The organism is Amycolatopsis sp. NBC_00438 (assembly GCF_036026695.1).
GTDB lineage: Bacteria > Actinomycetota > Actinomycetes > Mycobacteriales > Pseudonocardiaceae > Amycolatopsis.
The window spans coordinates 8,790,294-8,809,662 of record NZ_CP107923.1 but is presented as its reverse complement, the minus strand read 5'-3'; the positions used below and the strand labels follow the sequence as shown (position 1 = coordinate 8,809,662).

General features: G+C 71.6%; 18 protein-coding genes. 11 read left to right on the top strand and 7 right to left on the bottom strand.

Going from position 1 to position 19,369, the window contains the following annotated elements:
- Positions 1-110: 110 nt before the first annotated feature.
- The 3 genes from OG494_RS40470 to OG494_RS40460 are packed head-to-tail and all read right to left on the bottom strand — an operon-like array spanning position 111 to position 2,758.
- On the bottom strand, positions 111-992 hold the full coding sequence (locus OG494_RS40470) for a metal ABC transporter permease (RefSeq protein ID WP_328447860.1): 882 nt from the start codon (positions 990-992) through the stop codon (positions 111-113).
- 3 nt (positions 993-995) lie between these two features.
- Positions 996-1,841, bottom strand: coding sequence for a metal ABC transporter ATP-binding protein (locus tag OG494_RS40465; protein WP_328447858.1), 846 nt, complete (start codon positions 1,839-1,841; stop codon positions 996-998).
- A 2-nt stretch (positions 1,842-1,843) separates the two neighbouring features.
- Positions 1,844-2,758, bottom strand: a complete 915-nt coding sequence (locus tag OG494_RS40460; protein WP_328447856.1) for a metal ABC transporter solute-binding protein, Zn/Mn family — start codon at positions 2,756-2,758, stop codon at positions 1,844-1,846.
- A 186-nt stretch (positions 2,759-2,944) separates the two neighbouring features.
- Here OG494_RS40460 and OG494_RS40455 point away from each other — a divergent pair, with 186 nt between their 5' ends.
- From OG494_RS40455 to OG494_RS40435, 5 genes are all read left to right on the top strand, one after another.
- On the top strand, positions 2,945-4,045 hold the full coding sequence (locus OG494_RS40455) for a LacI family DNA-binding transcriptional regulator (RefSeq protein WP_328447855.1): 1,101 nt from the start codon (positions 2,945-2,947) through the stop codon (positions 4,043-4,045).
- A gap of 111 nt (positions 4,046-4,156) precedes the next feature.
- A complete protein-coding gene (locus OG494_RS40450) occupies positions 4,157-4,648 on the top strand; it encodes a beta-class carbonic anhydrase (RefSeq protein ID WP_328447854.1) in 492 nt (163 codons plus the stop codon).
- 42 nt (positions 4,649-4,690) lie between these two features.
- Complete coding sequence (locus tag OG494_RS40445; RefSeq protein ID WP_328447852.1) at positions 4,691-5,650, top strand: glycosyltransferase; 960 nt, start codon at positions 4,691-4,693, stop codon at positions 5,648-5,650.
- A 9-nt stretch (positions 5,651-5,659) separates the two neighbouring features.
- Entirely contained in the window at positions 5,660-6,535 is an 876-nt protein-coding gene (locus tag OG494_RS40440) for an A/G-specific adenine glycosylase (protein WP_328447850.1), read from the top strand.
- 91 nt (positions 6,536-6,626) lie between these two features.
- Entirely contained in the window at positions 6,627-7,589 is a 963-nt protein-coding gene (locus OG494_RS40435) for a peptidoglycan recognition protein family protein (protein ID WP_328447848.1), read from the top strand.
- Positions 7,590-7,650: 61 nt separating this feature from the next.
- Here OG494_RS40435 and OG494_RS40430 read toward each other — a convergent pair whose 3' ends face one another.
- Positions 7,651-8,397: an alpha/beta fold hydrolase gene (locus OG494_RS40430; RefSeq protein ID WP_328447846.1), complete on the bottom strand. Its 747-nt coding sequence runs from the start codon at positions 8,395-8,397 to the stop codon at positions 7,651-7,653.
- 75 nt (positions 8,398-8,472) lie between these two features.
- Here OG494_RS40430 and OG494_RS40425 point away from each other — a divergent pair, with 75 nt between their 5' ends.
- The 3 genes from OG494_RS40425 (at position 8,473) to OG494_RS40415 (ending at position 11,209) form a co-directional block, all read left to right on the top strand.
- Positions 8,473-9,903 (top strand): M1 family metallopeptidase, encoded by a 1,431-nt coding sequence (locus OG494_RS40425; RefSeq protein ID WP_328447844.1) that lies wholly within the window; start codon positions 8,473-8,475, stop codon positions 9,901-9,903.
- A gap of 204 nt (positions 9,904-10,107) precedes the next feature.
- Complete coding sequence (locus OG494_RS40420; RefSeq protein WP_328447842.1) at positions 10,108-10,419, top strand: antibiotic biosynthesis monooxygenase family protein; 312 nt, start codon at positions 10,108-10,110, stop codon at positions 10,417-10,419.
- A complete protein-coding gene (locus OG494_RS40415; protein WP_328447840.1) occupies positions 10,412-11,209 on the top strand; it encodes an SIR2 family NAD-dependent protein deacylase in 798 nt (265 codons plus the stop codon). The genes OG494_RS40420 and OG494_RS40415 overlap by 8 nt, the downstream gene beginning before the upstream one ends.
- A 30-nt stretch (positions 11,210-11,239) precedes the next feature.
- Here OG494_RS40415 and OG494_RS40410 read toward each other — a convergent pair whose 3' ends face one another.
- Together OG494_RS40410 and OG494_RS40405 are read right to left on the bottom strand one after the other, a co-directional pair.
- Positions 11,240-11,374 (bottom strand): hypothetical protein, encoded by a 135-nt coding sequence (locus OG494_RS40410; RefSeq protein ID WP_328447838.1) that lies wholly within the window; start codon positions 11,372-11,374, stop codon positions 11,240-11,242.
- A gap of 225 nt (positions 11,375-11,599) precedes the next feature.
- Positions 11,600-12,559 (bottom strand): endonuclease/exonuclease/phosphatase family protein, encoded by a 960-nt coding sequence (locus OG494_RS40405; RefSeq protein ID WP_328447836.1) that lies wholly within the window; start codon positions 12,557-12,559, stop codon positions 11,600-11,602.
- A gap of 171 nt (positions 12,560-12,730) precedes the next feature.
- Between OG494_RS40405 and OG494_RS40400 the strand changes: the two genes are divergently transcribed.
- A complete protein-coding gene (locus OG494_RS40400) occupies positions 12,731-13,711 on the top strand; it encodes an ATP-binding cassette domain-containing protein (protein WP_328447834.1) in 981 nt (326 codons plus the stop codon).
- Positions 13,708-14,514 (top strand): ABC transporter permease, encoded by an 807-nt coding sequence (locus tag OG494_RS40395; protein ID WP_328447832.1) that lies wholly within the window; start codon positions 13,708-13,710, stop codon positions 14,512-14,514. Before OG494_RS40400 ends, OG494_RS40395 begins: the two co-directional genes overlap by 4 nt.
- A 69-nt stretch (positions 14,515-14,583) precedes the next feature.
- Here OG494_RS40395 and OG494_RS40390 read toward each other — a convergent pair whose 3' ends face one another.
- The gene (locus tag OG494_RS40390; protein WP_328447830.1) at positions 14,584-17,760 is read right to left on the bottom strand and encodes a BTAD domain-containing putative transcriptional regulator; all 3,177 of its coding nucleotides are present in this window, start codon (positions 17,758-17,760) and stop codon (positions 14,584-14,586) included.
- A 165-nt stretch (positions 17,761-17,925) separates the two neighbouring features.
- On the opposite strand from OG494_RS40390, the gene OG494_RS40385 reads away from it, so the two are divergent.
- A complete protein-coding gene (locus OG494_RS40385; RefSeq protein ID WP_328447828.1) occupies positions 17,926-19,356 on the top strand; it encodes a M1 family metallopeptidase in 1,431 nt (476 codons plus the stop codon).
- The last annotated feature ends 13 nt before the right edge of the window (positions 19,357-19,369 follow it).

Here is a 19,369-nt window from a genome sequence, read left to right as displayed (position 1 = left end):
CGCACCGGTGCCGGAATCCCGGCCTGGCGCTTCGCCCTCACGGCGATTGTACGTAGCGGCCATTCCCGACGCCCCGTCCCGATGGGGTCGCCATCTTCGGTCGCGGACGGTTAGGCCACCGGGGTCAGCTCGGCGGCCGAGGTCACCGCTCGTACCCGCGTCCGGCGGTCGCGCTGCCAGGCGATCAGGCGGCACACCACGTAGATCAAGAACGAAATCGCCGTGACGAACGCGCTCACCGGCAGGCCCGGTGCCAGCGACAGCACGATGCCGCCCAGGGCCGCCACCTCGGCGAAGACGATCGACAGCACCGTCGCCTTCCAGGGGGACGCCGTCACGCGCGCCGCGGCGGCCGCGGGCGTCACCATCAGCGCCACCACCAGCAGTGAGCCGACCACCTTCACGCTCAGCGCCGTCGAGATGCCGACCAGCAGCGCGAACACCACCGTCAACGTCTTCACCGGGACGCCGCGCGCGATGGCCACGTTGCGGTCCACCGACGCGAACAGCAGTGGCCGGTACACCAGCGCCAGCACCGCCAAGACCACCACCGACGACACCACGAACAACGTCAGGTTCGTCGAGTCGATGGTGATGATCTGGCCGGTCAGGATGCCGAACTTGTTGCCGGAGCGTCCTTTGTAGAAGGACAGGAACAGCACGCCCATGCCGAGGCCGAACGAGAGGATCACGCCGATCACCGAGTCGCGGTCGGCATCCCGCGCTCCCAGGATGCCCAGCAGCAGGGCCGCGACGACCGCGCCGATCAGCGCGCCGTACTCGACGCCGATACCGAGCAGCAGGGCCGCCGCGCCGCCGGTGAAGGCCAGCTCGGACGTGCCGTGCACGGCGAACGACATGCGGCGCATCACGATCAGCGGCCCGAGCACGCCGGCCACCAGGCCGAGGATCGCCGCCGCCAGCAACGCCGTCTGGACGCCGTCGAGCTCGGTGATCAGTTCCCAGGTCTTGCCGAAGTCGAACAGATCCAAGACTCAGCCCACTTGTTCTTCGACGTCGTGTTCGTGGTGGTGCGGCTCCTGCTCGCACAGGGAGCTCTGCGCGCCCGCGATGTGGATCTGGCCGCCGACCTTGAGCACCTCGACCCGCGTGCCGTACAGCTGCGACAGCGTCTCGGTGGTCATCACCTCGTCCGGCTTGCCGATCCGGAAGGACCCGTTGACCAGGTACAACACCCGGTCGACAAACGGCAGCACCGGGTTGATCTCGTGCGTCACGAACAGCACCGCGGTGCCCGACGTGCGCCGCCGCTCGTCGATCAGCTCGCTGATCGCGCGCTGGTGCGCCAGGTCCAGGGACAGCAGCGGCTCGTCGCACAGCAGCACTTCGGGGTCGCCGACCAGGGCCTGCGCCACCCGCAGCCGCTGCTGCTCACCGCCGGACAGCCGGCCGACGGGCTGCTTCGCGTACCGCGTCGCGCCCACCGCTTCGATGGCTTCGGAAACGCGGCGCCGTCGCGCGGCCATGCCGAACAGGCCGGTACCCCAGCGGTGCCCGTCGAGGCCCAGCCCGACCAGGTCGACGCCGCGCAGCGTGAGCGATTCGTCGATCGCGCGCTGCTGCGGGATGTAGCCGACCTTGCGGTTCGCGCCGCCCGGGCGGCCGCCGGCGATCTCGACCGTGCCCGCGGACAGGCCCTGCATGCCGAGCAACGCCTTGAGCAGGCTGCTCTTGCCGGAGCCGTTCGGGCCGAGCACCGCGAGGAACTCCCCGGGCTCGACGACGAGGTCGAGACCCGACCAGAGCGTCCGGGGACCGAACGCGAGACCCGCGCCGCGGACCCGGACCGCGGGGCGTACATCGTCGGAGACGGGAGGCATGCTCAGCTCAACGCTTTCGCGAGTGCATCGACTTCCCCGGTCATCCAGCCAATGTAGTCCGTCACACCCTGGGGCAGCGTCTCGGTCACGTCGACGACGCCGATCCCGGCGGCCTTCGCCTGGCCGACGACGTCCTGGGTCAGCGGCGTCACCGTCTGCGCGTTGTTGATCAGCGCCTTGACCTGCTTGGTGGCGATGAGCTGCTTGTACTCGTTCACCGCGCCCGCCGGGACGTCGGTGTCGTTCTCCACCGCGTCGGAAAACGCCTTGGGTGTCGCGTCCGTCAGCTTCGCGCTCCGGAGCAGGTAGTGCGCGACCGGCTCGGTGACGACGACCTTCGTCCCCGGGTGCGCCGCGCCCAGCTCGCCGAGGCGCTTCTCCAGCGCGTCGACCTTCGCCTTGAACGCGGTCGCGTTGTCGGTGAAGAGCTGCTTCGACGCCGGCTGCAGCTCGCCGAGCTGTGCGGCGACCTGGTCGGCCACCTTGTCGACGCCGGGCAGGTCGTACCAGACGTGCTCGTTCTCGTCGCCGGTCGCGGCGACGTCGTAGGCGACGACCTTCTTCGCGTCGCCCGCCTGGTCGGTGAGCTTGCCGAAGAACTCGTCGTAACCGCCGCCGTTGGACAGCAGCAGCTGCGCGTCCTTCGCCGCCAGCGCGTCGTCGGCCGTCGTCTCGTAGGAGTGCGGGTCGGCCGACGGGTCGTGGATGACCGACTTGACCTCGACCTTGTCGCCGCCGACCGCGCTGGCCACGCTGCCCCAGACGTCGGTCGAGGCGACCACCTTGATCTTGCCGTCACCGCCGGATTGACCACCGCCGTCGGCGCCGGACGACCCGCCGCCGGAGCACGCGGCGAGCGCGAAGAGGGACAGGGCCGAAGCGGCGGCGAGCGCGCTCCTGGTGCGGCGGGAACTCATCGGGGACTCCTGCGAGAGATGCACGACTGCTAATGGAAACCGTTGTCAGATTCACTTTACCCCATCCGGATGACACCCTGGCAATCCGATCGGGGCTGGTGTATGCGCCGACGTGCATGCGGATCGAGACATCGACCACGCGGGGTGTCTCTTCAGGAAAACGATCTGAACCGTTACGGTTTGCTGATGGGACGTCCTATTCGCACCCGGAGGCAGGCGACACTGGCGTCGCTCGCGGCGGAGCTCGGTGTGTCCAGGACCACGGTGTCCAACGCCTACAACCGGCCGGACCAGTTGTCCCCGGAACTGCGCCGCCGGGTCCTCGAGACCGCGCGGCGCCTCGGCTACCCCGGACCTGACCCCGTCGCCCGCTCGCTGCGCACCCGCAAGGCCGGCGCCGTCGGGCTGCTGCTGACCGAAAACCTCTCCTACGCCTTCCGCGACCCCGCCGCCGTCGGTGTCCTCGAAGGACTGGCCCTGGCCTGCGAAGACGCCAGTGTCGGCCTCCACCTGGTGCCGGCCAGCCCGGGCCGGGAGGACGTCGCCGCGGTGCACCGCGCGGGTGTCGACGGCTTCGTCGTCTACTCCGTGCCGGACGACGACCCGCACCTGGCCGCCGTGCTGGAGCGGCCGGTGCCGACGGTGATCATCGACCAGCCGAGCATCGAGGGGATCGACCGCGTCGGCCCGGACGACGCGGCGGCCGTCGGCAAGATCGCCGAGCACCTCGTCGGCCTCGGCCACCGGCAGGTCGGCGTCATCTGCATGCGGCTGGCCCGCGAGCGCAACGACGACTTCGTCTCCCCGGTGCGCCAGAGCGGCGCGCACTTCCACGTCCAGCGCACCCGGCTCGAAGCGCTCGCCGTGGCGTTCTCCGGTGCCGGCGTCGACTGGGCGGGCGTCCCGGTGGTCGAGCGGTTCGACCACACGGTGGACGACGGCGCGTCGGCCGCCCGGCAGCTGCTCGACGCGTACCCGCAGATCACGGCCGTGATCTGCACCTCCGACATCCTCGCGCTCGGCGCCATGGCCGAGGCCGAACGCCGCGGGCTGCGCGTGCCGCAGGACCTCACCGTCACCGGCTTCGACGGCATCGCCGAAGCCGAGCGGATCGGGCTCACCACCGTGCACCAGCCGGTGCTCGAGAAGGGCAAGGCGGCCGGCCGGCTGCTGCTCAGCTCGGGTGAGCGGAGCGCGCCGAAGGTGATCACGCTGCCGACCGAGCTGCGGATCGGCCGGACGTCGGCGCCGCCGCGGACCGTCGAGGAGCCCTGGTTCGGGGGCTGAGCACCACGGATAGTCCGTGACTTTGCTCGTATCCCGTTGCCCGATCGAGCACCGGCCGGTCCAATAGTGGGGAACGCCCGCGCCGCGGGGCCACTGGCCGGAAGGTGACCGATGACCTCGATCGACGTACTGCTCAAGCGCAACCAGGAACTCGGCGAAGTCACGCCCGGCGACCGCTCGTCGCCGAAGCCGTCGCTCCAGGTGGCCATCCTGACCTGCATGGACGCCCGGATCCGGGTGTTCGAGCTGTTCGGCCTGCTCCAGGGCGAGTCGCACGTCCTGCGCAACGCCGGCGGTGTGGTGACCGACGACATGATCCGCTCGCTGGCCCTGTCGCAGCGCAAGCTCGGCACCCGCGAGGTCCTCATCGTCCAGCACACCGAATGCGGCCTCTCGATGGTGACCGAAGACGACTTCAAGGACGAGCTCGAGAGCGACACCGGCCTGCGCCCGACCTGGGCGGTCGAGGCGTTCCGCAACGTCGAGAACAGCGTCCGGACGTCGGTGGAGCGCGTGCGCCGCAGCGACTTCCTGCTGCACACCGACAACGTCCGCGGCTTCGTCTACGACGTCAAGACCGGGCGGCTTTCCGAGGTCGAGTAGCGTACGCGTTCAGATGCCGTCACCATCTGAACGGGGAACAGCGTGCGCGTGCTCTTCGCCGGCCTCGCGTCGGCCGGCCACACCTACCCGCTGATCCCGCTCGCGACCGCGGTCCGGGACGCCGGGCACGAGGTGCGCTTCGCCGCCGGTGAGCACGTCCACGCGGCCCTGCTCCGGAACGGGCTCCGGCCCTTCCGGCCCGCGGACTCGTTCTACGAGATCTACGCCGAGGACCTCGAACCGGAGCTGGCGCGGGTGCGGCCGGACCTCGTCGTGCACGGCTGGGGCGTGCCCGAGGCGGCCGTCGCCGCGCGGCGCGCCGGGATCCCCGCCCTCTGGCACGGGTTCGGCCGGATGCTCCCCGGCGGAATCGGCTTCGAGCGGCCCAGTGGCGGGGTGCACCTGGACATCTGCCCGCCGTCGTTGCAGGACGAGGACTTCCTCGCGACGGCCGGGCGGATCGCGCTGCGGCCCGTGCCGTACGCCGAACCGGGCGGCTTCGAGCAGCCGTCGCGGCCGCTCGTCTACCTCACGCTCGGCACCGCGTTCGGCACGCCCGAGGTGCTCACCACCGCGATCCGCGGCCTGAGCGCCCTCGACGCGCACATCGTGGTGGCCACCGGCCGGGTGCGCCCCGAGGAGCTCGGCGCCGTGCCGGCCAACGTCACGATCCGGGCCTGGGTGCCGCAGGCCGACGTGGTGGCGCACGCCGACGCGGTCGTGCACCACGGCGGCAGCGGCACGACGCTCGGCGCGCTCGCCGAGGGCGTGCCGCAGCTGCTCCTGCCCCAGGGCGCCGACCAGTTCGCCAACGCCGAGGCGCTCTGCGCCGCCGGTGCCGCGCTGCGCCTGCTGCCCGGCGAGCTGAGCGCGGACGCCGTCACCGAACAGGTGCGGAAGCTGCCGGCCCACCGCGACGCGGCGCGCGCGATCGCCGCGGAGATCGCCGCCATGCCGTCGCCGGACGAGGTCGCCCGCGAGCTGCCGAAGTACGCGAAGTAGCCTCCCGGCGTGGCTGTGGACGCTGACGTTTTGCTCGACTGGTTCTCCGCGCACGGCCGGGACCTGCCCTGGCGCGAGCCCGAGTGCTCGGCCTGGGGTGTCCTGGTCAGCGAAATCATGCTGCAGCAGACGCCGGTCGCCCGCGTCGAGCCGATCTGGCACGAGTGGATGGCGCGCTGGCCGGTGCCCTCGGCGCTGGCCGTGTCGTCGCAGGGCGAGGTCGTGCGGGCCTGGGGCAAGCTCGGTTACCCGCGCCGCGCGCTGCGGCTGCACCAGGCGGCGGGGGTGATCGCGGCCGAGCACGGCGACGTCGTCCCGTCCGATGTGGACACCCTGCTCGCGCTGCCGGGGATCGGCGCCTACACCGCGCGGGCCGTCGCCGCGTTCGCCTACGGGCAGCGCGCGCCGGTCGTCGACACCAACGTGCGGCGGGTCGTCGCGCGGGCGGTGCACGGCGCGGGTGACGCCGGGCCCGCGTCGAACACCCGTGACATGGCCGACGTCGAGGCGCTGCTGCCGGCCGACGACGCGCCGGCCGCTCGCTTTTCGGCCGCGATCATGGAACTGGGCGCGCTGATCTGCACCGCGCGCGCCCCGCGTTGCGCGGACTGCCCGGTGTACGACGAGTGCGCGTGGCAGCACGCCGGCCGGCCGGAGTACGCGGGCCCGGCCAAGCCAGTGCAGAAGTTCGCGGGCACCGACCGGCAGGTGCGCGGGCTGCTGCTCGACGTCCTGCGCGGCACCGAGGGCCCGGTCGAAAAGGCGAAGCTGGACCTGGTCTGGCACGACGGCGGCCAGCGTGATCGTTGCCTGGACTCCCTGCTGGTCGACGGCCTGCTGGAGCAGACCCGCGACGGCCTCTTCGCACTTCCGGGCGAACACTAACGCGCTACAACAAAAGTTGGTCAATAGTTGTCAACGGCGCGATGCGGGGTTACCTTCTGCTGGTTGCATTCCGGCGGAAGGTGTCACGCAAATGGCGGACTTTGACCGCCGTGCCCTGCTGAAAGCGGGATTCACGGCGACCGCGGTCGGAACACTGGGGCTGGCTGGGGTTCGAACGGCGGCAGCGGCGGCCGTGCCCACGCCGACCATCCACGGCACGGCCGAGTGGAAAGCGCGCGCCGCGTCCGGCGCCATCGTGGTCGAGAACCACAAGCCGACGTACATCGTCGTGCACCACACCGTGGATCCGGGGAACGTCACCGACTATTCGCTGGCCCACGCGCTCCAGATCTCGCGGGACATCCAGAACTTCCACATGGACACGCGCGGCTGGATCGACACCGGCCAGCAGTTCACGAACAGCCGCGGCGGGTTCGTCACCGAGGGGCGGCACCGCAGCCTCGAGATCCTGCGCGGCGGCACCCAGCACGTGCAGGGCGCGAACGTCGGCAACCACAACAGCGAGTGCATCGGCATCGAGAACGAAGGCCTCTACAGCACGGTCGACGTCCCGACGGCGCTGTGGAACTCGCTGGTGGGCCTGGTCGCCTACATCGCGCACCAGTACGGCATCACGCCCGAGTTCATCAAGGGCCACCGCGACTTCAACTCGACGGAGTGCTGCGGCCAGGTGCTCTACGACCGGCTGCCGGAGCTGCGGACGGCGGTGGGCCGCGTCCTCGGCGTCTCGGTGGCGCGATCGGACGTCGCCGAGTGGCCGCTGCTGAAGCCGGGTGACACGGGCCGGCGGGTCCAGCTCGCGCAGCAGTTCCTGCGCGATTCGGGCGCCGACGTGCCGACGGACGGCATCTTCGGAAAGTCCACAAAGGACGCCGTGGCGGCGCTGGCGGCCCGGGCCTCACTGCCGCGCGACACGTGCACGGCGTCGACGGCGGCCGACGAGACGGGCTTCCTCGGCGCGGACGTCTGGCCGCTGATCGTCCCGGCGGACCGCTCCACCGCAGCCTGGAGATCCGACCTGTCCCACAACTAACCCCCGCTCCCTTCCACCTTCCGGGTGACAAAAACGCATCTTTCCCTAGGAAAGTGGCGCGTTAGCGATTCAAGACGTCGGACAGGAAGGCCTCGACGGCGCCTCGGTAGGTCTCCGGGGCTTCGTCGTGGGGCAGGTGGGCCGAACCGGGGACGACCAGGTGCTTCGCGCCCGGCACCCGCGCGGCGACGGCCGCCTGTTGGCCCGGCGGCATGGCCGTGTGCTCGCCCTCGACCAGCAGCAGCGGGCAGCGGATTCCGTCCACAGTGGACCAGTAGTCGACGCGGCCCCACTCCGCGGCGATGACGTACAGATCCTCCAGGTCGGCGACCAGGTGGAACCCGTCTTCACGCTCCTCGACGCAGTCCGCGAAGTACTCCCCCGCGTCGCCGAAGAACTCGCGGACGTGGTCCAGCGACTCGAACGGCACCGGCCAGCTCTCGAAGTGGCCGCGCCAGGTTTCGACGGTCCGGCCGCGCTGGTCCGGCGCGAAGTCCTCGGACACCACCGCCCGCACCAGCTCGGGGTACCGCGCGGCCGTCGCCCACGCGTGCAGGCCGCCCATCGAGTGACCGATCAGCACCGCCGGGCCGGCGTCGAGGGTGCGCAGCGCCTCGGCGACGTCGTCGGCGAACCGCTCGGTCGTCCACGGCCCGACCCGCGGCGCGCTGCCGTGACCGCGCGCGTCGAGACCGTAGACCGCGCCGTAGGGCCGGAGCCACTCCGCGACCCGCCGCCACGTCCGCGCCCGGCCCATCAGACCGTGGAGCAGAACGATCGGCACGCCGCTGCCGCCGAAACAGAGCACGCGGCCACCTAACCACAGATCCGCAGGTGCGGAACGTGACCGAGTGGTCGCGCACGATGACCTAGGCTGAGTCGCATGCGCCGCCGACTCACCGCCCTCGCCCTCTGCAGTGTGGTGATCGCCGCCGCGGCCTGCAGCGGTGACCCCGTCCCGGCGCCGCCGCCACCGCTGCCCATGCACCCGGCGCCCGGGGCCGCCGGCGCCGGTGATCCGTACTACCCGGACGACGGCAACGGCGGGTACGACGCCCTGCACTATGACGTCGACGCGAGCTACGACCCGCCGAGCGGCCGGCTCGACGGCGACACGACCGTCACGGCCAAGGCGACCCAGGACCTCAGCCGGTTCGACCTCGACCTGCGCGGACTCGACGTCGCGAGTGTCGAAGTGGACGGCCAGCCGGCGAAGTTCAGCCGGGAAAAGGCCTACGAACTGGTCGTCACCCCGGCGGCGCCGATCCGCGCCGGGACGACGTTCCACACCCGCGTCCGCTACGGCGGCGACCCGGCGAAGACCCCGCACGGCGGCGGCAGCGAGAACGGCTGGCAGCACTCGGCCGACGGCGGCGCGTTCATGGTCGGCGAGCCGCACTCGGCCGCGTTCTGGTACCCGGTGAACGAGACCCCGCGCGACAAGGCCACCTTCACGCTCACCGCGCACGTCCCGGACGGCTGGACGGTGATTTCGAACGGCCGGGAGCTGCCGCCGGTCCACGCCGGCGGCCGGACCACCACGACGTGGACCGAGTCGAACCCGGTGGCGAGCTACCTGACGACCGTCGCGATCGACAAGTTCGGCGTCGACCGCTCGACGCTGCCGGACGGCACCCCGGTCGTCTCCGCGTACGCGCCGGGCGCCGAGGCGCACCGCGCGACCGGTGACCGGCTGCCCGAGGTCCTCACCTTCCTGAGCGGCAAGTTCGGGCCGTACCCGCAGTCCGCGGCCGGCGGGATCTACCTGAACGAGGACATCCACTTCTCGCTGGAGACGCAGACCCGCCCGACGTACGCGAAGTGGGCCGAGCTGCTGACGCTGGTGCACGAGAACGCCCACCAGTGGTTCGGCGACTCGGTCTCGGTCGCCGACTGGTCCGACGTCTGCCTGAACGAGTGCTTCGCGTCGTACGCGCAGTGGCTGTGGGGCGAGCGCGAAGGGCAGAACCTCGACGACCGCTACCGCGCGGCGATCGAGCTGACCCGCGGCAGCGCCGACTTCTGGAGCCGCAAGCTGGTCGGCATGGGTGCCGGGCACGAGTTCGAAGGCGTCTACGACAAGGGCATCCTCGCCCTGCACGCGCTGCGCCGGAAGATCGGCGACCCGGCGTTCGACCGTCTCCTGCACGACTGGCCGGCGAAGTACCGCCACGGCAACGCGACCTGGACGGCGTTCGAGAACATGACGGGCAGCGTCTCCGGCCAGGACCTCCACACCTTCTTCACGGACTGGTTCCACGGGACGTCACTCCCCGCGGACGCCGACCTCTTCCCCGGCTCCCTGCGCAGCTGACCTGGACGGTCGGCTCACGTACCCGAACAGTCGGCTCACGTACCCGAACAGTCGGCTCACGTACCCGGACAGTCGGCTCACGAACCGACCCTCTGGGTACGCGAGCCGACTCTCTGGGTACGCGAGCCGACCCTCTGGGTACGTAGGTGTTCGCCGTGGCGCGGATCATCGGGCCGGTGGTGCCGGCGTCAGTAGGGTGGAGCCATGAGTGTCGTGAAGATCAACGCGATCGAGGTTCCCGAAGGGGCCGGCCCCGAGCTGGAGAAGCGGTTCGGTGCGCGGCTGCACGCCGTCGACCAGCAGCCCGGCTTTCTCGGCTTCGAGCTGCTGCGGCCGGTTTCCGGTGAGACGCGGTACTTCGTCTACACGAAGTGGGAGACGGAGGAGGCCTACCAGGCCTGGGCGACCGGTGGCGCCGCCGCGGCCGCGCACGCCGGGGAGCGCGCGAAGCCCGTCTCGTCCGGGGCCAGCCTGCTGGAGTTCGAGGTCGTCCTCGGCTCGCAGCCGGGTGAGTGACCTCGCCCGCGCCGCGGAACTGCTGGGCGGCGCCGGCGCACTGCTGATCTGCGCCGGCGCCGGGATGGGTGTCGACTCCGGGCTGCCGGACTTCCGGGGCGGCGAAGGGTTCTGGCGCGCGTACCCGCCGTATGCGCGCCTCGGGCTGCAGTTCGAGGAGATCGCCGACCCGCGCCACTTCGCCGACGATCCCGAGCTGGCCTGGGGTTTCTACGGTCACCGGCTGGACCTGTACCGCAAGACGGTGCCCCACCGCGGGTTCGCCCTGCTGCGCGAACTCCGGCCGGCCGGCGGTGTCCGCGTCTTCACGTCCAATGTGGACGGACAGTTCCAGAAGGCGGGCTTCGAGCACGTCGCCGAGGCGCACGGCTCGATCCACCACCTGCAGTGCCTGGCCGGCTGCAGCACGGACATCTGGCCGGCCGACGTCGAAGTCGCGATCGACACCGAAACGATGCGCGCAGGATCGCCGCTGCCGTCGTGCCCGCGCTGCGGCGGCTTGGCGCGCCCCAACATCCTGATGTTCGGCGACTACGAGTGGGTCCCGGACCGCAGCCAGGAGCAGCTGGATGAGCTGACGGCGTGGCGCCGCACCGCGCGAGACCTCGTGGTGGTGGAGCTGGGCGCGGGCCAGGCGGTCCCGACGGTCCGCCGCTACAGCGAACTCGCCAGCGCCGCGACGGGCGCGTTGATCCGGATCAACCCGCGAGAGCCGCAGATCCGCCACAACCGCGGCGTCTCGATCGCGGCCGGCGCGCTGGAGACGCTCGAACAGCTCGTGAGTGTTTAGGCCGGTTCTAACCGCCCTGAACACTCACGACTACGGGCGCACCCAGAGGTCGCGGTTGCCGGCGAGCAGCACGCGGCCGTCGGCCAGGGTCGCCGCCGCCGTCACCGGGGAGCCGGAACAGCCCAGGTCACCGCGCTGCCAGGACGTTCCCGCGGAGATCAGCACCGACGAGCAGTACCAGTCGGGTTGCCGCCCAGGCCGGCCAGTTTCGTGAGCGTGCCGTCGGCCTCGCGGCGGCCGAACTCCCTTCCGGACCGGGCGCCCCGCTGCCCGGCCCCGGGTCGATCTTCAGCGACGCGCACCCCGCGTCACCGGTCCAGTTGGCGGTGACCTCGTGGTAGCCGTTCAAGCCGACGTCGGACGCCACCCAATCGCCGTCCGGCGGCGCGCTCACGGCAGTTGCACTTCGGCGAAAACCGCGCGGTGATCACTGCCCGGGACGTCGAACACGCCGTAGTCCCGCACCGCGGCGCGGTTGTCCACCACGACGTGGTCGATGGTCACCACGGGCATGGACGACGGCCACGTCGGCGTCAGCCCTGAGCCGCGCTGCTCGGCCGCGTCGTTGTAACCGCGGGACAGGACCGTGCGGAACGCCGCGTGGTCCAGGGTCGCGTTGAAGTCGCCCGCGAGGATCCGGAGGCCGTGCTCGCCCGCCGCGCGGGAGAGGTCCTTCGTCTCGCGCTCCCACTGCGGGGTGTCGACGTCCGGGGAGATCGGGTGCACGGCGACGATCTCCACCACCACGCCGTCGCCGAGGTCGGCCTGGGCGCCCGGCTGCTTGGCCGCGGAATCACCCGTCAGGTTGACCTCCGTCAGGGGGAAGCGCGACACGATCCCCGAGCCGAACGCGCCGGGCGCGGGGTGCAGGACGCGGTACGGCAACGTCTGGAACAGCCCGGCCGCGGTCAGGCCGTCGACCACCCGGGGCGTCATCTCGACCAGGTTGAGCACGTCGATCCGCTGCGAGCGGACCAGGTCGACGACGGCTTTCGGGTCCGCCTGGCCGTAGAGCAGGTTCGAGGAGAGCACACGCAGGGTCTTGCCGTGCACGTCGCGCTGATCGCTCGCCGAAACCCGCGGCACCACCAGCACGGCCAGCGCGATCGCCAGCACCAGCGCGACCCCGCCGACCCACCAGCGCCGGCACGCCAGCGCCAAGCCGCCGGACAGCGCGCCGTAAATGACCGCGTACGGCGTCAACGACAGCGCGACCAGGAGGTACCAGTCGCCGTCGAAGCCGGCCAGGCGCAGCGCGGCCAGCACCGCCAGCGGCACCACGGGCACCACCAGCAGGGCCGTGACCAGCGGGTTCTTCCGCCGCACCCGCGTCTCTTCCGTTGTCACCATGGTGCCGAGTATGCCGAGGCCGCCGCCGGACGGCCCGGGCGGCGACCACACCTCCACAACATCTCCACCGGGCCTGCCAGCGCCGGACAGCCGCTGCCAGCGCGCTGTGCGCGGCCTGCCAGCAGCGACGTCCACTGTGGTCCTCACAGCGACCAGCGAAGGAGGACGCCCATGTCGCACGCGATCCAGGCCGAAGGTCTGGTCAAGCATTTCGGGGAAACCAAGGCGCTGGACGGGGTGGACCTCGAGGTCCCCTACGGCCAGGTGGTGGGGGTGCTCGGGCCGAACGGCGCGGGCAAGACGACCGCGATCCGCATTCTGGCGACGTTGATGAAACCGGACGCCGGGAGAGCCACGGTCGGGGGCTACGACGTGGTCACCGACCCGGTCCGGGTGCGCAGCCTGATCGGGCTGACCGGGCAGTACGCGTCGGTCGACGAGGACCTCAACGGCATCGAGAACCTGATGCTCATCGGCCGGCTCTACGGCCTGCCCCGGGCCCAGGCCCGCAAGCGCGCCACCGAACTGATCGAGCGGTTCGAGCTGACCGGCGCGGCCAAGCGGCCGATCCGGACGTTCTCCGGCGGCATGCGACGCCGGATCGACCTGGCCGCCAGCCTGGTCGGCGGCCCCGAGGTGCTCTACCTCGACGAACCGACCACCGGCCTCGACCCGCACGCCCGCAACGAGGTCTGGGACGTCGTCCGCAACCTCGTCGCCGACGGCGCGACGGTGCTGCTGACCACGCAGTACCTGGAGGAGGCCGACCAGCTCGCCGACAAGATCACCGTGTTCGACCACGGCCGGGTCGTCGCCGACGGCCGGGCCGACGAGCTCAAGCGCCGGGTCGGCGGCCAGACGCTGCAGGTGCGGCCGACCCAGCTGTCCGACATGGACGCCGTCAACCGGATCCTCGGCGACCTCAGCGGCGTCCGGCCCACCCGGGACGACGCGTCCGGGCTGCTCACCGCGCCGGTCAAGGACCCGGTGCTGCTGTCCACCCTGGTCCGCAAGCTCGACGAGGCCGGCATCACCGCGGACGAGCTGGCGCTGCGGCTGCCCAGCCTCGACGAGGTGTTCCTCGCCCTGACCGGGCACGCCGCCGAACAGTCCACCGACGACACCCGCGATCTCGAAGGGAGCCTGGCATGACGACCCTGGCACTCGACCGCCCGGCCCCGCCGCGGCACATCAGCCCCGCCAAGGGCTTCCAGCACGCGCTTTCGCTGGCCTGGCGCGGCGTCCTGAAGATCCGCAAGAACCCGGAGCAGCTGGCCGACGTCACGCTGATGCCGATCATCTTCCTGGTCATGTTCGTCTACCTGTTCGGTGGCGCGCTGTCCGGGTCGACCGACGCGTACCTGCAGATGGTCGTGCCGGGGATCATGGTGATGAACATCCTGCAGGCCTGCCTCACGGTCGGCACGAACCTCAACACCGACATCACCAAGGGCGTGTTCGACCGGTTCCGCAGCATGCCGATCGCCCGGTCGGCCCCCCTGATCGGCGCGGTGCTCGCGGACATCGTGCGGTACGTGGTCTGCCTGACCGTGCTGATGGTCGTCGCGACGATCATGGGCTACCGGATCGCGACCAGCCCCGGCGAATTCATCGTGGCGATCCTGCTCGCGCTGGCGTTCGGGCTGTGCTTCTGCTGGGGCTCGGTGTTCGTCGGCATGATCATGAAGTCGCCGGGCGCGGCGACGGCGCTGATGTTCGTCTTCATCATGCCGCTGACGTTCGGCAGCAACGTGTTCGTCAGCACCGCCACGATGCCGGGCTGGCTGAAGGCGTGGGCGGACATCAGCCCGGTGAGCCTGATGGCCAACGCGCTGCGCGGCCTGATGAACGGCGGCGCGGTCGCCGGGCCGCTGGCCGGGGCCCTGGCCTGGATGGCCGGCGCGGTCATCGTGTTCTTCCCGCTGGCCACCTGGGCCTACCGCCGGCGGGTCTGAGGGCGCGGGTGCACGGGGGTGACCCACGTCGGTAGCTGAAGGGGACGTTCGCGGGGGCGAGCGTCCCCTTCAGCTTTTGACGGCGTCGAGTTCCGCCAGCAGCCAGGCGATCGTGTCCTCTTTGGACGTCGTCCGGGCCTGTTCGTACCGCTCTTCGTATTCCGGCAGCGCTTCGCTCAGCGAAGCACGCAGCTCCCGGAGCTCGGGGCTGCCGAGGTCGAGCCGGCCGCGGATGACGGCGGACGCGGCGAGTGCCCGGGCCGCCGCCTCGAACCGGCCCTGCTGCGCCCGGATCAGCGCCAGCAGCTCCACCGTCCCGGCCAGGTCCGGCATGTCGCCCCGCAGGTAGGTGGACCGGATCGCCTTGGTCGCAAAGGCTTCCGCCTCTTCGGGGCGCCCGGCGGCCAGGCTAAGGCGCGCTTCGGCCGCGTTGACCCACTCCTCGCCCATCCCGCCGGGGAACTCCGCCTCCCGCGCCAGTGCCCCGACGCGGTCGAGCTGCGTGCGGGCCTCGGCGAGCCGGCCCGTGCGCACCAGCAGTTCCAGCCGGCCGAACATCAGGACGATCTTCTGCTGCGGGTTGGTGATGCCGGCGCCGTAGCGCTCGGCGGCCTCCTGATCGCGCCACGCCCCTTCGAAGTCGCCGGCGCGCGCCCGCTCCACGGCCAGCCGCCACCAGTGCTGGACGGCGTCGTCGTGCGAGCGCAGCTCCATCGACAGCGCCAGCCCCTGTTGGTAGCACTCGATCGCCCGGTCGCTTTCGCCCGCCTGCGAAAGCGCGTACGCCTGGAAGCTCAACGTCATCGCGGTGCCCCAGCGGTCGCCGACCTCGACGAACCCGGCGTGCGCCAGCTCCCGCGCCCGGTCCGCGCCCTCGACGTCCCCCTCGTCGTCGAGCACGAAGCTCTCCACCCAGTGTCCGCCGGCGCGGGTCCACGGGTCCGCGCTCCCCGCCGCGCGCCGCACCTCGCGGAGCGCGATGTCGCGGTCGCCGCCCAGGAAGGCCAGCATCGGCAGGGCCACCGCGAGCCCGGCGTAGCGGTCCATCGCGCCGGTGTCGACGCACTCGTCGACCAGCGGCACGATGTCGGCGTTCTCGCTGCGCATCGGCACGGCGTCCATCAGGTACAGGATCGCCCGGTAGGCCGCCGAGGCGGCCGGGGGCAGCCGGTCACCGAAGGTGAGCGTCTCGCGGACCAGCCCGCCGACCCGGCTGCCCTGGCCCAGGATGGTCAGGTACCAGAACAACCCGTCCAGCAGGCCGACCGCGTTGTCCACATCGGACATCTCGATCGCGCCGCGCAGGGCCGTGATCATGTTGGCGTTCTCGACCTCGAAGCGCTCGATCACGGGCAGCTGGTCACGGGTGCGCAGCACCGGCTCCAGCCGGGCCGACAGCTCCGCGTAGCAGGCCGCCATCGCGCGGCGCGTCGCGTCGAGCTCGCCGGACTCCACCAGCCGCTCGGTGGCGTACGCCCGCAGCGTCTCCAGCATCCGGTACCGCGGCTCGCCGGTCCCGCCGGCCACGACGTCCACAATGGACTTCTCGACCAGGCTGCCGAGCACGTACGGTACGTCGGCCGCGGGCAGCGACGCGTCCGCGCAGACGGCCTCGACCGTCTCCAGCTCGGCCCCGCCGGCGAACACCGAGAGCCGCCGGGCCAGCACCAGCTCGGCGTCGGTCAGCAGGTCCCAGCTCCACTCGACGACCGCGCGCAGCGTCCGCTGGCGCGGCAATGCCGTGCGGCTGCCCGAGGTGAGCAGCCGGAACCGGTCACCGAGGCGGCCGGCGATCTGGGCGACCGTCATCGACCGCAGCCGCGCCGCGGCCAGCTCCAGGGCCAGCGGCATCCCGTCGAGCCGACGGCAGATCTCCCCGACGTTGTCCACAGTGGACTCGTCGAGCACGAAGTCGGGCCGGACCGCGGCCGCCCGGTCGAGGAACAGCCGGGTCGAGTCCAGCTCGGCGGCCTCGGCGGGCGCGGCGCGTTCCGCGGGCACCGGCAACGGCCCCAGTGGGCAGAGCGCCTCGCCGGTGATCGCCAGCGGCTCCCGGCTGGTGGCCAGGATCCGCAGCCTCGGCACCCGGTGCAGCAGGTCGTCCGCCAGCCGCGCGGCGGCGTCGACGACGTGCTCGCAGTTGTCCAGCACCAGCAGCGTGTCCCCGCCGCCGAGCACCTCGACGGCCTGCTCCAGCGGATCCGCGGCGCGGCGGCGCACCTCGGTCTCGGTGCTGCGCATGTCCCGCACGCCCAGCGCGACCAGCAGCGCACCCGGGACGTCGTCGGCGTCGCGCACGCCGGCCAGCGCGGCGAACCAGACACGCCCGTGCTGGTGCGCCGGGTGCCGGGACGCCGCCTCGGTGGCCAGCCGGGTCTTGCCCGCGCCACCCGGCCCGGTCAGCGTGACCAGCCGGGCGCCGGCGAGCAGCTCGGCCAGCAGCTTGAGCTCGTCGTCCCGCCCGACGAACGTCGTCAGCCGCGTCGGCAGCCGGTCGGCCACCGGCGACGGCGGCGCGAACTCGCCCCGCAACGCGGCCAGCTGGATCTCCTGCAGCTCGGCCGACGGGTCGACGCCGAGCTGGTCGGCCAGCGTGCGGCGCAGGTCGGAGTAGACGGTCAGCGCCTCGGACTGCCGCCCGGCCGCGCAGAGCGCGCGGATCCGCAGGCCGGCGAGCCGTTCGCGCAGCGGGTCGGCGTTGGCCGCGGCGGCCAGGTCGGGCAGGACGGCGGCGTGCTCACCCAGGCGGATGAGCGCGTCGAACCGGTCCTCGGCCGCCTCGGCGCGCAGGTCGGTGAGCCGCCGGGCGGGCGCCTGCGCGAACGGCGCGTCCAGGACGTCGGCGAGCGCGCCGCCCTGCCACAGCGCGAGCGCCTCGGCGAGCAGCTCGGCGGCGTAGGCGTCACGGCCCGCGGCGAGTTCACGGCGGCCGTCGGCGGCGAGCCGTTCGAACCGCTCGGCGTCGACGTCCTCCCGGGCGACGGCGAGCCGGTAGCCGCCGGGACCGGACTCGATCGCCACCGGCAGCGCTTTCCGCAGCCGCGAGACCAGGGACTGGAGGGCGTTCGGCGCGTCGGCGGGCGGCTCCGCGCCCCAGAGGCCGTCGATCAGCGCGTCGGCCGGGACGGCCCGGCCGACGTCCAGCGCCAGCCTGGCCAAGAGCATGCGGAGGCGGGCTCCGCCGATGTCGATCGGGGTGCCGTCGTCTTCCGCCGCCCGCAGCGGGCCCAGCAGCGCAACGCGCATGGACCCAGCTTTCCAGACCTTCCCTGCGGGCCGGGGGCGGACGCCCGAACCGGCACCGACGGAAGTGTTGATTTTCCGGACAAATAAGACTTCGACCCGGCTCGGTACGTGTTCGTGGCGCTACGTTGCGGGTTCACCTCCACCCCAGAACGGACAGGAGTGTTCATGAGGGGCAAGAAACCGGTCGTGCTCGCGGCCGCCCTGCTCACCGGCCTCTGCCTGAGCTCGGGTGTCGCCGCCGGGACCGGCTGGGGCGACGCGAAGCCGGGTAGCGACGGCGCCGGGGACAGTTACTACCCCCAGGACGGCAACGGCGGATACGACGTCGCCGACTACAACCTGAAGGTCACCTACGACCCCGCGTCGCACCAGCTCACCGGGGTGCAGGACATCGCGGCGCGGGCGACGCAGGCCCTCAGCTCGTTCAACCTCGACCTGCGCGGGCTGACCGTCGACACGATCCAGGTCGACGGCCGCGGCGCGACGTTCAGCCGGACCGGCGACCACGAGCTGGTCATCACGCCGTCGCGGTCGCTGCGGCGCGGCCAGAACTTCAAGGTCAAGATCGGTTACCACGGCGTGCCCGCGCCCATCGACGACCCGTCGCTGGGCAACAACGGCTGGCAGTACGCCCAGGCGGGCGGCGCGTTCGCCGCCGGCGAGCCGAAGTCGGCGACCACCTGGTACCCGGTCAACGACACCCCGCTCGACAAGGCCACGTTCCACCTCGCGATCACCGTGCCCGACGAGTGGGGCGTGATCGCCAACGGCCGCGAGCGCGGGACGTTCAAGGCGCCCGGCGGCACGACGCACGTCTGGGCCGAGGAAACGCCGATCGTGCCCTACATGACGACGGTCGCGATCGACAAGTGGACCTTCGACCGGCAGAAGCGCAAGGACGGGACGCCGATCGTCAGCGCGTTCGCCCCGGGCGTGCCGGATTCGACGAAGCAGGCCGAGGCGCGGCTGCCGGAGATCCTCGACTTCCTCGAGTCGAAGTTCGGCAAGTACCCGATCGACGCCGCGGGCGGCATCTTCCTCAACGAGCAGATCGGTTTCTCGCTCGAGACGATGAGCCGGCCGATCTACAGCGCGGGCTGGGCCGGCACGGTCCCGACGATCGTCCACGAGAACGCCCACCAGTGGTACGGCGACTCGGTGGCCGTCGACCACTGGCGTGACGTCTGCATGAACGAGTGCTTCGCGTCCTACGCCACCTGGCTCTGGGACGAGGCCAAGGAAGGCGTCGACCTGGACAAGCAGTACGCGAACGACGTCAAGACGGCGTCGGCCGGGTTCTGGAACGGCAAGCTGTACGACATGGGCCCCGGCAACGAGTTCACGTACGTGTACTCGAAGGGCCCGGTCATGCTGCACGCGCTGCGGAACTACATCGGGCAGAGCGCGTTCGACCGGGTCCTCAAGACCTGGCCGGCGCTGCACCGGGGCGGCAACGCGAGCATGCAGGACTTCCAGCGGTACACCGAAAGCGTCGCGCACAAGAACCTCAAGGGCTTCTTCGACGCGTGGGTGTACGGCAGCGGCAAGCCCGCCGACCAATACCTCTACCCGGGCGGCCTGAAGCCCGCCGCCTGAGGCCGAAAGTCCG